Origin of the sequence: Janthinobacterium sp. FW305-129 (genome assembly GCF_020858115.1) — a bacterium.
Lineage (GTDB): Bacteria > Pseudomonadota > Gammaproteobacteria > Burkholderiales > Burkholderiaceae_D > Janthinobacterium.
In genome coordinates this window covers 1-13,810 of sequence record NZ_JACYMM010000002.1, presented here as the reverse complement: position 1 = coordinate 13,810, position 13,810 = coordinate 1, and the positions used below count along the sequence as shown (strand labels likewise).

Below are 13,810 nucleotides of genomic sequence, written 5' to 3'. Positions count from 1 at the left end.
TACGGTGTATTTATTCAGGCATGGCGCGCCAGCATGGCCGCCGTTTCTGCAATGGCCTGGTGCGCGCGCGCGGCCATGGCGTCGCCCAGCATCACCAGCACGGGGCCATGGGTGTCGCCCAGGCCGTGCGCCAGGGCGCTCAGCGTCAGGCGCACGATGCGCTGATCCGGGCGGCTGCAGTTTTCAATCACCACCACGGGGGTATCGGCCCGGCGGCCCAGGGCCAGCAGGCGCTGCGCCGTGGCGATGGCTTCGCGCCCGCCCATGTATTGCACCAGGGTATCGCAGTCCGGGATGCGCGTCTGCTCCGGTTCGCCCGGCGCCGTGCTGGAGGTGAAAAAGGCCACGCTGCGCGACACGCCCCGCTTGGTCAGCGGCTGCAAGGTGGCCGCCGCCGCCGCCAGGGCCGTGGTAATGCCAGGTACCACTTCCACGGCGATGCCCGCTTCTTCCAGCGCCCGCAATTCCTCGTCGGCGCGGCCGAACAGCATGGGGTCGCCCCCTTTCAGGCGCACGACGACGGCGTGCTTGCGGGCGTTGTCGACCAGCTGCTTGTTGATGAACGCTTGCGCCGTCGACAGCTGGCCGCAGCGCTTGCCGACCAGAATCTTTTGCGCCTGGGGGCACAACTCCAGCATTTCCTCGGTGACCAGCGCGTCGTGCAGCACGACGTCAGCCTGTGCCAGCAGGCGGGCGCCGCGCAAGGTCATCAAGTCTTGCGCGCCGGGGCCGGCGCCGATCAGGTAGACCTTGCCGGGGAGAGATGGGGAGCTGTGCATGTGGCTGCCTTTCCTGGACGAAGCGGGGTTAGAGCCGGACCATGCCGGCCGCGACCGTCTGGTGGGTGACTTCATCGATCAGGATAAACGCACCGGTGGCGCGGATATCGGCATACGCGTCGGCCGCCAGCGCTTGCTGCACGTTCAGGCTGATGCGGGCGATGTCGTTCAGCTTCAAGCCTTCGGCCGGATGGCGCTGCTGCGTATTGATGTCGAGGATCGATTCGATCGCCGTCACCTTGGCCGCTGTCTGTTTCGTGCCGTGCTTGATCCAGTACTTGCGGCGCAGGTCCAGCGCGTCTTCCGACAGCCAGCACACGTCGGCCACCACCTGTTTCAGCAGGGTGGCAGGGCGCTCGCTGCTGGCCAGCAAGTCGCCGCGCGAGATGTCGAGGTATTCATTCAGCAACAAGGTCACGGACTGGCCCACCACGGCCGTCGGCAGCGAACCGTCCAGGGTGACGATATCTTTGACTGTTGCCGTCTGGCCCGATGGCTGCACCACCAGGGTGTCGCCGATGCTGACCTTGCCCGCCTCGATGCGGCCCATGTAGCCGCGGAAGTCGTTCGCTTCGTGGCCATTGTGGCGCGCCACCAGTTGCACGGGGAAGCGGAATGGCGTGTCGTGCGATTCGTCGTAGACGGACAAGGACTCCAGCAGCTCGATCAGGGTCGGGCCCGTGTACCAGCCCAGCTTGTCGCCGCGTTCGACGACGTTGTCGCCCGTCAAGGCGGACAATGGAATCGGCGTGATGTCCTTCAGACCCAGCGACTGGGCAAATTCGCGGTAGGCGGCGACGATGCGGTTGTACACCGTCTCATCGTAGTCGACCAGGTCCATCTTGTTGACGGCGACGACCACGTGCTCGATCTGCAGCAAATGGGCAATCGTCGAATGACGTTTGGTCTGGATCAACAGTTCCACGCTGCCATCGTCACCGAGTTTAACTTTCGACACGTCGATCAAAATGATGACGGCGTCGGCCGTGGACGCCCCCGTGACCATGTTGCGCGTGTACTGTTCATGGCCCGGCGTGTCGGCGATGATGAATTTGCGTTTCGGCGTGGCAAAGTAGCGGTAAGCCACGTCGATGGTGATGCCTTGCTCGCGTTCCGCTTCCAGGCCGTCGGTCAGCAGCGACAGGTCGACCGTGTCGCCCACCGTGCGCTTGTGCTTGGAGCGTGACATGGCGTCGAGCTGGTCGGCGAAGATGCCCTTGCTGTCGAACAGCAAACGGCCGATCAGGGTGCTCTTGCCGTCATCGACGGAACCGGCCGTGATGAAGCGCAACATGCCGCGTTCAACGCTATCGGTGAGGTTGGTGTTCTGGATTGCTGCGTTCATTAGAAATACCCTGCTTTCTTGCGTTTTTCCATCGAGGCTTCGGAAGTCTGGTCATCCATGCGGGTGGCGCCCCGTTCCGTGATTTGCGTGATTGCCGTTTCAGCGATGATGGCGTCGACGGTGGCCGCATCGGACGAGACGGGGCAGGTGCACGAAATATCGCCCACCGTGCGGAAGCGCACGACTTGCGTTTCCACCGTTTCACCTTCGCGCGGCGGCGTCAAGTCCGTCAGCGGCACCAATAAACCATTGCGCGGGATCACCTGGCGCTCGTGCGCGAAGTAGATCGGCGGCAATTCCAGTTGCTCGCGGGCGATGTATTGCCACACGTCCAGCTCCGTCCAGTTCGAGATGGGAAACACGCGCATGTTTTCACCGGGATGCACGCGGGTGTTATACAAGTCCCACAGCTCGGGACGCTGGGCTTTCGGGTCCCAGGCGCCGAATTCGTCGCGGAAGGAAAAGATGCGTTCCTTGGCGCGGGCCTTCTCTTCGTCGCGGCGGGCGCCGCCGATGCAGGCGTCAAAACCGTGTTCGGCGATGGTTTCCAGCAAGGTCACGGCTTGGGCCGCATTGCGCGAATCCGTGGCCGGGTTGCGCAGGCGCACGGTGCCGCGCTTGATCGAATCTTCCACGGAGCCGACGATCAGGCGTTCGCCCAGTTGCGCCACCTTTTTATCACGGAAAGTGATGACTTCCGGAAAGTTATGGCCCGTGTCGATATGCACGAGGGGAAACGGGAACTTGCCTGGACGGAAGGCCTTCTCGGCCAAACGCAGCAGGACGACGGAATCCTTGCCGCCGGAAAACAGCAGCGCGGGGTTGGCCGATTCGGCCGCCACTTCGCGCATGATGTGGATGGCTTCCGATTCAAGGCTGTCGAGGTGACGCTGGTTCAAAATATTGCTCATATTGGATGCTTTCTTGTTCTGTGTGTCTGTTCAGGCTGCCACGGATTTGATGCGGATCAACTTGCCGTCCACCATGTGCAGGCCGCATTCCTTGGAATCGGGATTTTCCCACCACCAGCGTCCGGCGCGCACGTCTTCGCCCGGCTGCACGGCCCGCGTGCACGGTTCGCAGCCGATGGACGGGTAGCCCTGGTCGTGCAGCGCATTGTAGGGCACGTCGTTGGCACGGATATAGTCCCACACGTCTTCTTCCGACCAGTCGGCCAGCGGATTGAATTTCGTCATCGCGTGCGCCGCATCGTCTTCCTGCACGTGCAATTCGGCGCGCGTGGCGGACTGGGCGCGGCGCTGGCCCGTGACCCAGGCCTTGTTGCCGGCCAGGGCGCGGCCCAGCGGCTCGACCTTGCGGATGCGGCAGCATTCGCGGCGCATCTCGACACTATTGTAGAAAGCGTTCAGGCCGTTCTGTTCCACGTAGGCGGCAACAAGCTCCGGCTGCGGGCGGTACAGGGTGATGTCGTGGCCGTAGCGGGTTTTGACCTTGTCGAGCACGGCCAGGGTTTCCTGGTGCAGCCGGCCCGTTTCCAGGGAAAAGATGCCGATGGGCAGCTTTGCCTTGAGAATCATGTCGGTCAGCACCATGTCTTCGGCTGCCAGGCTGGACGCGAACACGGCCGGCGAAAAATCCGCGGCGATGCGTGTCAGCGTTTGCTCGGTGGCGTGAATCAAAGAAGTCAGATCGCTCATGATTGGTCCTCAGATGCCGGCCGCGTTGTCGAGGTCAGGATTCTGGCCTTCGCGGTGGTGGCGGCGGAACAGCGGCGATTTCTGGTCCCACGACGCCTGGTAGGTTTCCGAAAAGACCGACAAACCTTTCAGGGCGTCATGGATGCTGCGGTCCGGGCGCGTCGCATACGCGTCAAAGCCGACCCGGTGCATGGAAAACAGCTGGTCGCGCAGCACGTCGCCGATGGCGCGTAATTCTCCGCGGAAACCCAGGCGGGCGCGCAGGTTGAAGGCGATGGAATAGCCGCGGCCATCCGTGAATTTCGGAAAATCCACGCCGATGACGGGTAACACATCCACGTCGGCCGCCAGTTCTTCCGGGCGCTCGTCGCTGGCCAGCCAGACGCCGATATCGGGCAGGCGCGCGGCCAGAGTCTCGCGCTGGGCTTGCCAAACGAGCAAGGGGACGATGACCTTGCCTGCAGGCACGACGACCGTTTCCGGCGTGTCGGTCTCATCGAGGCGCAGCAAGCCCCAGGTATTTGGCACCACGGCGGCGTTCTTGATGATTTCTTCGCGTACTTCAAACATATTCGTCTTCTCCCACCAGGTTGCCGACCGTGATCGGCGTTGCATATACGTGTTCCTTGAACGGCGCCAGGCCCAGGCGCTGGGCCGTGTCGACGAAGCGCTCGCCTTCATGGCGGTCGCGCACGTAGACGTGCAGCAGGCGGCCGATGACTTCAGGCATCTGCAGGGAAGAGAACGATGGTCCGATGATCTTGCCGATGGCCGCGTTGTTGCCTTGCGCGCCGCCGATCGACACTTGATACCATTCGCTGCCATCCTTGTCGACGCCGAGGATGCCGATGCTGCCCACGTGATGGTGGCCGCAGGCATTGATGCAGCCGGAAATATTCAGTTCGATCTCGCCGATGTCGTGCTGGAAGTCGATGCTGTCGAAGCGCTCGGCGATGGCGGCCGCGATCGGCAGCGACTTGGCGTTCGCCAGTGAGCAGAAATCGCCGCCCGGGCAGCAGATCATGTCCGTCAGCAAGCCGATGTTCGGCGTGGCCAGGCCATGCGCCTTGGCTTCCTGCCACAGTGCGAACAGTTTCGACTGCTCCACATCGGCCAGCACCAGGTTTTGCTCGTGCGTCACGCGCAGTTCGCCAAAGCTGTAGCGGTCGGCCAGGTCGGCCACGAAGTCGATCTGCTCGGCCGTCGCGTCGCCTGGCGGCACGCCCGTTTTCTTCAGGGACAGTACCACGGCCACGTAGCCGGGGCGCTGGTGCGGCTTGACGTTGCGCGCCAGCCAGTTCACATAGGCCTTGTTGTCCGCATGTTCCGTCTTGTAGTCGAGTTCCGGCAGGGCCAGATAGGCGGGCGGATTGAAAAAGTCCGCCACGCGCTGCATTTCCTCGGCCGTCAAGGTTTCCGGACCGTCCTTCAGGTCGACCCATTCCGCTTCCACCTGGCGCGTGAATTCTTCCACGCCGATGGCTTTCAGCAAGATCTTGATGCGCGCCTTGTATTTGTTGTCGCGGCGGCCGTGCAGGTTGTACACGCGCATGATGGCCTGGATGTACGTCAGCAAATGCTGCCATGGCAGGAAGTCGCGCACGACGCTGCCCAGGATAGGCGTGCGGCCCATGCCGCCGCCCGCCATCACCTTGAAGCCCACTTCGCCAGCTGCGTTGCGCACGGCCGTCAAGCCGATGTCGTGCACGGCGATGGCGGCGCGGTCTTCCTCGGCGCCATTGATGGCGACCTTGAATTTACGTGGCAGGGCGATGAATTCGGGGTGGAAGGTGCTCCACTGGCGCAATACTTCCGCGTACGGGCGCGGATCGATGATTTCATCGGCGGCCACGCCGGCGAACGGGTCCGATGTTGTATTACGGATACAGTTGCCGGAAGTTTGGATCGCGTGCATTTCCACGGACGCCAGGTCCGTCAGGATATCGGGCGTCTGTTCCAGCTCGATCCAGTTGAACTGGATGTTCTGGCGCGTGGTGAAGTGGCCATAGCCGCGGTCATACTTGCGCGCGATGTGCGCGAACATGCGCATCTGCTTAGCCGACAGCAAGCCGTACGGCACGGCGATGCGCAGCATGTAGGCGTGGCGTTGCATGTACAGGCCGTTTTGCAGGCGCAGCGGAATGAATTCCTCTTCCGTCAGTTCATTGGCGATACGGCGCGCAACCTGGTCTCGGTACTGGGCGATGCGTTCTTTGATGATGAGGTGGTCGTACTGATCGTAATGGTACATATCAATTCCTAAAAAAGCCGGGGTGCTGGAAGATTGCCTGGGATTATGTTCTTGATACTGCTCTTGTCACTTGTTCGGTCATTAATAGATTAGCTTCACTGCCACGCCGGTCAAGGTCATCGCCAGCAAGACTCTTAAAAACTTTTCCGGCACGGAGCGGGCGACCCAGGAGCCGAGGGTGATGCCAGGCAGAGAGCCGACCAGCAAGGAAGCCAGCAATTCCCAGTGGATGGAGCCGAGCCACCAGTGGCCGAGGGCAGCGATGGCCGTCAGGGGCACGGCGTAGGCGATGTCGGTGCCCGCCACTTCGGCCGAGCTCATGCGTGGATACAGCATCACCAGCAGGGTCGCGCCGATGGCGCCGGCGCCGATCGACGAGACCGTCACCAGCACGCCCAGCACGGCGCCGGCGATGATGGTCGCGGCGGCAAGCTTGTTGCCTTGCAATTGTTTCTCGGGGTGCGCATTGATCCAGGCCAGCATGCGGCCCTTGAAAATGAGTGCCACGACGGTCAGCAGCACGGAGCCGGCGATCGAGTAACGGATGATCTGGCCGATTTCCGGCGACAGGGTGCCGAACGATTTCAGCGCCAGGGTCGCGATGACGGCGGCGGGCAGGGCGCCCATGCACAGGCGCTTGACGATATCCCAGCGGATGGTGCCGCGCAGGCGGTGCGTCAGGGTGCCCGCGCTCTTGGTGATCGAGGCGAAGGCCAGGTCCGTGCCCACGGCCACGGAGGGCGGCACGCCAAACAGCAAGGTTAACAGCGGCGTCATCAGCGAACCGCCGCCCACGCCGGTCATTCCTACGAGTAATCCTACGGCAAATCCTGAGACTATATAAGACAAAGTCATGCTTGCACCCCCAAAGTACTCGCAATAGTAATAAACTTAGTGTTTATTCCAAACTACTAAGTACGCATTTGCTTATATGCGATATGCGTATATGCATGCATGCAAAATCATGGGTGGGGCGGAAACTCGGCAAATCACGGCAATCTAGGGCAAACCAGCAATGAATCTCCATCAACTGCGCTTCGTGCGCGAAGCGGTCCGGCAGAACTACAACCTGACGGACGCCGCCAAGGCATTATTTACGTCGCAACCGGGCGTATCGAAAGCCATCATCGAGCTGGAAGAGGAACTGGGCGTGGATATTTTCACGCGCCACGGCAAGCGCATCCGCGGCTTGACGGAGCCGGGCCGCCTGGTGCTGGAGTCCGTCGAGCTGATCATGCAGGAAATCGACAGCATGAAGCGCATCGGCAAGGAATTCGCGGCGCAGGACAGCGGCAGTTTTACCATTGCCACCACGCATACGCAGGCGCGCTACACCTTGCCCAAGGTCGTGCAAGCCTTCATGCTGAAGTTCCCGAAGGTCAGATTGTCATTGCTGCAAGGAAATCCGCGTCAGATCGCCGAAATGGTGCAGCGCGACCAGGCGGATCTCGCCATCGCCACGGAATCGATCGCCGCCATCGATGGTTTAATTACCTTGCCCTGCTATCAATGGGAACACGTGGTGGTGGTGCCCGTCGACCATCCGCTGCTCAAGTCGAAGTCCGTGACCCTGGAAGAAATTGCCGCCTTCCCCCTGATTACCTATGACAGCGCGTTTGCCGGACGCAACAAGATCGACCACGCTTTCGTGCTGCGCGGCCTGAAACCGGACATCTTGCTGGAGGCCATCGACGCGGACGTGATCAAGACTTATGTGGAGTTGGGCATGGGGATTGGTATCATAGCGGGTATGGCCTTCGATGCCGAGCGCGACAAAGGCTTGCGCGCCATCCCTGTCGGCCACCTGTTCGGCATGAATGTGTCGCGCGTGGCCGTCAAGCAGGGCGCGTATTTGCGCAGCTATATTTATACCTTTATCGAGTTGCTGACGCCGACCCTGAATCGCAAGCTCATCGAGCAGGCGATGAGCGGTGATAAAGAGCACTACGAACTATAACAATGCATGAAGTCGGCCGGGCGATGTGCCTGGCCAAGATTATTTAAGAAGAGAAGAAACAATGATTACCGATCAGCTTGCCAAATATTACGCCACCATCGCGCAGCAGTACGAGCGCGTCTATGACAAGCCCGAACGCCAGGAAGATCTGGAAGTGTTGCGCGACAAGGTCGCCGACGTGCTGGAAGGCCACACCGTGCTGGAACTGGCTTGCGGCACGGGCTACTGGACGGAAGTGGTCGCCGAGTCGGCCGAGTCCGTGCTGGCCACCGATATCAACGATGAAATGCTGGCGCTGGCCCAGGCCCGTGGCTTGCCCGACAACGTCACGTTTGCCAAGCTCGACGCATTCAACTTGCCCGACGACCTGCTGGGCAAGTTCACGGCCGTGTTCGCCGGCTTCTGGTGGTCGCACGTCAAGCGCGAAGACCAGGACAAATACCTGAAGCAATTGCGCAGCAAGCTGGGCAAGGACATCCTGCTGGTACTGATCGACAATTCCTATGTCGATGGCAGCAGCACCGTGATCGCGCGCACCGACCTGGAAGGCAATACGCACCAGTTCCGCACGACGGAGGCGGGCGAGCGCTATGAAGTGTTGAAGAACTTCCCATCGGATAGTCATCTGCGCAAGAAGTTCGCCCACTCGGCCCGTGAAATCCGCATGAAGCGCCTGGAATACTACTGGCTGCTGAGCTGCCGCCTGAAGTAAGGCCGGCACGGCAAGACAAACCGCCTGCGGGCGGTTTTTTTTCGTCTGTTGTTTTTATCTGACACGATGTTGTGCCAGAAAGCAACATCTTGTCGATGTCATATTGTTGAAGTATTTCGTGGGCATGATTCGGTTCAGCAGCTAGGCAGCTCAGCAGCAGCTCAACTTGTCCAACCTAATGTAGAGAATCTCAAGTGAAAAAAATTACTCTGGCAGCATTGATCATCGGCACCTTCGCAGCAGCTACGGCACAAGCACAATCGAACGTCACCGTGTACGGCCTGGTTGACCTCGGCATTGCCAAGACCACTGGCCAGCCGACGGTACAACGCGAAAACAATGCGTCGCGCCTCGGTTTCAAGGGTACGGAAGATCTGGGTGGCGGCCTGTCCGCAATTTTCAACCTGGAAAGTGAATTCCTGGCCGACACCGGCGCGCAAAAAGGCGTGTTGTTCGACCGTCAAGCGTATGTGGGCTTGAAAGGCGCGTTTGGTACCGCCATCCTGGGCCGCACCAAGAATCTGGTCGATGGCACCATCGCCCGCGTCGACCCATTCAACACCTACGGCGTGGTCGGCAAGAACAATGAAACCCTGCTGCGTTCGGGCGTCGGCACGTCGCGCGTCAACAATGCCGTGACCTACAACAGCCCAAGCTTTGACGGTTTCGTGGGCAGCCTGCAATACGTGTTGAGCGAAGTCAACAGCGCTGACGCAGGCGTGATTGGCCTGGCTACCTACGACAATGGCCCGATCAGCTTGCACGCCGGCTACGAAAAAGCCGTGCAGGCAACGGCAACGGCAGCCAAGCCTGACCTGTGGTCCATCGGTGGCGGCTATAAATTCGGCCCAGCCAAGATCACGGCCGCTTACTCGAAAGGCGACACCAAGGTTGCCACGACTGGCGAATTCAAGTCCTACCTGATCGGCCTGAACTACACGGTTGGCGGCGGCGATGCCAAAGTGTCGTATGGCAAGCAAGAGCAAAGCAACAACAAGTTCAAGGATCAGGACACCATCAAGGAATTCGGCGTCGGTTACGACTACCATCTGTCGAAGCGCACCGACGTGTACGCTTACGCTGGCCGCGAGCGCGTCAAGTCGCTGACCTCGTACCAGATCGGTCTGGCACACAAGTTCTAAGCAGCATTCGCTGTAACGAAGCAAAGGCGCCTGCGGGCGCCTTTTTTATTGCATCGCCGCTGCTGGCACTTCCTTATGCATGGGCAGCGAGATGTCGATGCGTGTGCCGCCCAGTTCGCTATCGGCGCCGATATGGATGCTGCCGTTCAAGCCCCACACCCGTTCGCGCATGCCCAGCAACCCCAGTGCCGTGGCTTTTTCCAGGTCTTGCTCGGCAATGCCGCGGCCGTCATCCTGGATGGTGATGGCCAGCGAGGAATCGATGCGGTGCAGGGCGATGGTGATGTGGTTCGCTTCGGCATGGCGCGCGATATTCGTCAGTGCTTCCTGCACGATGCGGTAGATGGCCGTGCTGCGCGCATCGTCGAGCACCAGGTCGGCCTCGTCGGCCAGCAAGTCGAAATGGATGGCGCGGCGCAGCAGGAAGTCGTGGCGCAGTTTTTGCAGTGCAAAATACAAGCCCCCTTCGTCGAGTGCGCGCGGACGCAGGTTGCTGGCGATGCGCCGCAGCGAGGTGATGGCTGTCACCAGCAAGCCGTCCATGTTTTGCAGCAACGCTTGCAGGGGCACGGTGGTGTCCGTGTGCTGGCGCACCAGGGTCAGGTCGACGCGCAAGGTGGCCAGCAATTGTCCCAGGTCATCATGCAGCTCGCGCGCGATATGCTTGCGCTCTTCTTCGCGGATGGATTGCAGCGCGCTCGACAATTCACGCAGTTGCGAAAAGGAGCGGGCCAGCTGTTCATGCATCTGCTGGCGCGCGGTAATGTCGCGCACGATGATGGTAAACACGCTCTGGCCGTTTTCCTGCATGGCCGAGAGCGAACCTTCAAGGGGAAACATGGCGCCATCGCTGCGCCGGCCCGTCAAGGTGTAATCGGTGGCGCGCCGGCCCGTCAGGCGCAGCTCCTGGCTGATGTCATCGAACGGCGGATCGCCTTCATGCCTGCCCAGGCTGCGCAAGTCGCGCAGGATATAGTGGCCCAGGCGCATGCCGCGCATGCCGGCCGGCGTGTCGTCGAACAGCCTGGCTGCCGCCGCGTTCGCATGCAGGATGATTTGCCGGCTGTCGATGCTGATGATGGCGTCGCTGGCGCTGTCGATGATGGCTTGTCCGCGCGCCTGCCGTTGCCGGCGCGCCTTCAGTGGAGGAAACAAGCACAGCAAAAGCGCCGCCGCCATGCCCAGCGGCAAGATGCGCAGCAGTGCAGGACTGCCTCGGTCGGGCATGGGGTTCTCCTTGCAATGTGTACGAAGGCAGGCAAGACAGGGATGGCGGGCAGGACTCTATCTAGCCTATGCCTGTTGGCGCGGCGTGGCTTGATGTGGCGCAGGAAGGGGAGCGGAAGAGATCAATACGCCGCGCCGGCAAGGCCGGGCGGCGGCGGGCGATTTACATTTGCTTGAACAGGTGCAGGAAACTGCGGCTCACTTCGAGCTTGTCGGATTTGCCCTTGATGAGCACCAGGTGGCGGCCGCGGATGTCGCGCGTCACGCCTTCGATGGCATTCACGTTGACCAGGGTGGCGCGGTGGATTTGCCAGAACAGCGAAGGGTCGAGCTCTTCGGCCAGGTCGCGCACGGGCTTGCGGATCAGCGCCTCATACTTGGCTGTCTGCACGCAGGTGTATTTCTCGTCAGAACGGAAAAATAAAATCTCTTCCACGGGGATCATGCGCAAGTCCTGGCCGATGCTGGCCTGTATCCATTGCAAATACGTGGGTTTGGCCGTGATTTTCTCCGCCAGCTGCGACAGCATGGCCGTGACGCTGCTGTTGACGTCCAGCGCCGGCTTGTTCAAGTGCGTTTTCAGGCGTTCCACCGTCACCAGCAGGCGCTCATGCTCGGGCGGCTTGAGTACGTAGTCGACGGCGCCCCGTTCGAACGCTTCGACGGCGTGGCTATCATAGGCCGTGACGAAGACGATATGGGTCTTGCTGCCTATTACCTGCGCCGCTTCCATTCCCGTCTTGCCGGGCATGCGGATATCGAGGAAGGCAAAGTCAGGCTTGAGTTGTTCCACCAGTTCGATCGCTTCGTCGCCATTCTTGGCTTCGCCGATGATTTCCAGTTCGGGCCAGGTTTGGCCCAGGCGCAGGCGCAGCTGGTCGCGCATCAGTCTTTCGTCGTCGGCAATAATAGCGGTAGGCATAAGTCTCAAGTGTGAACGGGCGAAGATTGATTATTCAATGATTTAGCGTTTTTATCAACTGTCTTATTTGGACAGCTGATACGGCACTTCGATCACGGCGCACACGCCGGAGGGTTGATTTGGCGTAATGGTCAGGCTGCCTTGGTCACCATGCAACAGTTTCAGGCGTTCGCGGATGGTGGGCAAGCCCAGGCCCGTGCCATCGCTGGGCACGACGCCAAAGCCGAGGCCGTCATCGGTGACGGTGACACGCAGCTTGCTGTGCGCCACTTCAGCCACGATGCGCAAGGTGCCGCCTTCCGGCTTGACTTCCAGGCCGTGTTTGATGGCATTTTCCACCATCGATTGCAGCATCATGGGCGGGAAGGCTGCGCTGCGCAGGCCGTCAGGAATCTGGAAGTCGACGGTCAGGCGTTCTTCCATGCGCATTTTCAGCAGGTTCAGGTACGCTTGCACCATGTCCGCTTCGCGGCCCAGGTTGGTAATCAGGGCGTTGTCGCGCATTTGCGGCAGCACCGCACGCAGATACTGGATCAGGCTGCGTTGCATCTTGGCCGCGCGCGGCGGGTCGACCTGGATCAGGTGCTCGACGGAAGCAAGCGTATTGAACAGGAAGTGCGGCTCGACTTGCGCCTGCATCATCTGCATCTTCGCTTCGCTGAGCTGGCGCTGCATGGATTCGCGCTCGGCCGCTTCATTCGCCGTGACGGTTTCCGCTTCGGCGCGTTTCTTGCCGCCGACCAGGGCTTTCATGGCGAACAGGGCCAATACCAGCAGCGAGACGAAGCTCTTGAACCAGGTGGAAGCTTGCTGGTGGTAGCGCGAAACCTTTTGCTCCGCAGCATCATCGACCGCTTCTTCGATGGCATTCGACAACTCTTCGCCGATTTGCGGGGGCAGTTCGATATGGACTTCTTCTCCCGAAGCATTGGTGGTCACCGGATAGCTGGGCTTGGCGGGGGCGGCTGGCGGTTCGGGCGGTGCCGGCGGCACCGCGTTTGCGTGCTCGTCCGCCTCAGCGGCATCGGCTGGTTCGCTGGCCGCATCGGTGGCGCTGCCACGCCGATTCTTGCTGTTGCGGGGATTAAAATGGATGCCCGTATCGTCGATCAGGATATTGGTTTCCCCCGAGCCCTTATTGCTGCGTTTGTGCGACTTGATGACCACTTCTTCGTCCGGACTGGACGAGAACAGTTCATCTTGCAAAATGGAGCCGGCGATCAGGGCCAGTGCAGCGAACAGGAAAAATTTCCACCAGGACAGCTGGGTGACCCAGGTCGTCGTCGCGTCGAATGCCCGCTGCAACCAGGCGAGGATGGTCTTCAACAGTTGAGGCAGGCTGGAAATCGGGAGCATGTGGACGCTTTCAAATACAAGATACAAGAGTTAATCGACGCGGCGGACAAGTTTAACCTGTTGTTGCGCCGTGTCAGAGTCTGATGTTGCCACTGTGCCTAAAGCCATGGCCCGACGCCAGCCCCTTGCGACAGGCTGCACAAAAGGGCGCTTGAAGTGAGTGCTTTGCCTGCTGGGCGGAGAGTTGTTCGGATGGCGCTGCAAAATAGCCCTTGCGGCGCGCGCAGGGCAGGGCTATAATTCGCCCCCTCGCTGAACGACGCATGTAAATGCCGAGTAAAGCAGGGTGAAAAAAGAAGGTTGACGAATTAGCCGAAACGCTTCATACTCTTCCTTCTTCGCAGCTGACAAACACAACGCTTTGTCGATAGCGCGAAAGCAGTAACCGAATACAGTTCTTTAACAATTAACAGTCGATAAGTGTGGACATTTGATGTAGTGCAGCGCCGATCTTCGGATTG

At 60.5% G+C, this 13,810-nt stretch carries 12 protein-coding genes and 1 pseudogene; 3 read left to right on the top strand and 10 right to left on the bottom strand.

What is annotated here, in order from left to right:
* Window positions 1-14 precede the first annotated feature (14 nt).
* The 7 genes and pseudogenes from cobA to IGS61_RS03620 all read right to left on the bottom strand — a co-directional run bounded on the left by cobA (window position 15) and on the right by IGS61_RS03620 (window position 6,888).
* Window positions 15-779: a uroporphyrinogen-III C-methyltransferase gene (gene cobA / locus IGS61_RS03650; RefSeq protein ID WP_230538371.1), complete on the bottom strand. Its 765-nt coding sequence runs from the start codon at window positions 777-779 to the stop codon at window positions 15-17.
* Between the two features lie 28 nt (window positions 780-807).
* Window positions 808-2,124 carry a sulfate adenylyltransferase subunit 1 gene (locus tag IGS61_RS03645; protein ID WP_099665035.1) on the bottom strand — a complete coding sequence of 439 codons (1,317 nt, stop codon included), beginning with the start codon at window positions 2,122-2,124 and terminating at the stop codon, window positions 808-810.
* A pseudogene (gene cysD / locus IGS61_RS03640) lies at window positions 2,124-3,038 on the bottom strand (sulfate adenylyltransferase subunit CysD); the annotation flags it as partial. The pseudogene cysD and the gene IGS61_RS03645, both read right to left, overlap by 1 nt.
* Window positions 3,039-3,065: 27 nt before the next feature.
* Entirely contained in the window at window positions 3,066-3,782 is a 717-nt protein-coding gene (locus tag IGS61_RS03635; protein ID WP_230538370.1) for a phosphoadenylyl-sulfate reductase, read from the bottom strand.
* Window positions 3,783-3,791: 9 nt separating this feature from the next.
* The gene (locus tag IGS61_RS03630) at window positions 3,792-4,352 is read right to left on the bottom strand and encodes a DUF934 domain-containing protein (RefSeq protein WP_230538369.1); all 561 of its coding nucleotides are present in this window, start codon (window positions 4,350-4,352) and stop codon (window positions 3,792-3,794) included.
* Entirely contained in the window at window positions 4,345-6,033 is a 1,689-nt protein-coding gene (locus IGS61_RS03625) for a nitrite/sulfite reductase (RefSeq protein WP_230538368.1), read from the bottom strand. Before IGS61_RS03625 ends, IGS61_RS03630 begins: the two co-directional genes overlap by 8 nt.
* 81 nt (window positions 6,034-6,114) lie before the next feature.
* Complete coding sequence (locus IGS61_RS03620; protein WP_230538367.1) at window positions 6,115-6,888, bottom strand: sulfite exporter TauE/SafE family protein; 774 nt, start codon at window positions 6,886-6,888, stop codon at window positions 6,115-6,117.
* A gap of 160 nt (window positions 6,889-7,048) precedes the next feature.
* Between IGS61_RS03620 and IGS61_RS03615 the strand changes: the two genes are divergently transcribed.
* From IGS61_RS03615 to IGS61_RS03605, 3 genes are all read left to right on the top strand, one after another.
* On the top strand, window positions 7,049-7,990 hold the full coding sequence (locus tag IGS61_RS03615; RefSeq protein WP_034751505.1) for a CysB family HTH-type transcriptional regulator: 942 nt from the start codon (window positions 7,049-7,051) through the stop codon (window positions 7,988-7,990).
* A gap of 61 nt (window positions 7,991-8,051) precedes the next feature.
* The gene (locus IGS61_RS03610) at window positions 8,052-8,702 is read left to right on the top strand and encodes a class I SAM-dependent methyltransferase (RefSeq protein WP_230538366.1); all 651 of its coding nucleotides are present in this window, start codon (window positions 8,052-8,054) and stop codon (window positions 8,700-8,702) included.
* Between the two features lie 194 nt (window positions 8,703-8,896).
* On the top strand, window positions 8,897-9,844 hold the full coding sequence (locus IGS61_RS03605) for a porin (RefSeq protein ID WP_051991189.1): 948 nt from the start codon (window positions 8,897-8,899) through the stop codon (window positions 9,842-9,844).
* Window positions 9,845-9,889: 45 nt separating this feature from the next.
* On the opposite strand, the gene IGS61_RS03600 is transcribed toward IGS61_RS03605, so the two are convergent.
* The 3 genes from IGS61_RS03600 to IGS61_RS03590 form a co-directional block, all read right to left on the bottom strand.
* Window positions 9,890-11,071 carry a PAS domain-containing sensor histidine kinase gene (locus tag IGS61_RS03600; RefSeq protein ID WP_230538365.1) on the bottom strand — a complete coding sequence of 394 codons (1,182 nt, stop codon included), beginning with the start codon at window positions 11,069-11,071 and terminating at the stop codon, window positions 9,890-9,892.
* Window positions 11,072-11,234: 163 nt separating this feature from the next.
* Window positions 11,235-11,993: a LytR/AlgR family response regulator transcription factor gene (locus IGS61_RS03595; RefSeq protein ID WP_230538364.1), complete on the bottom strand. Its 759-nt coding sequence runs from the start codon at window positions 11,991-11,993 to the stop codon at window positions 11,235-11,237.
* 63 nt (window positions 11,994-12,056) lie between these two features.
* Window positions 12,057-13,349 carry a sensor histidine kinase gene (locus IGS61_RS03590; RefSeq protein WP_230538363.1) on the bottom strand — a complete coding sequence of 431 codons (1,293 nt, stop codon included), beginning with the start codon at window positions 13,347-13,349 and terminating at the stop codon, window positions 12,057-12,059.
* Window positions 13,350-13,810 lie beyond the last annotated feature (461 nt).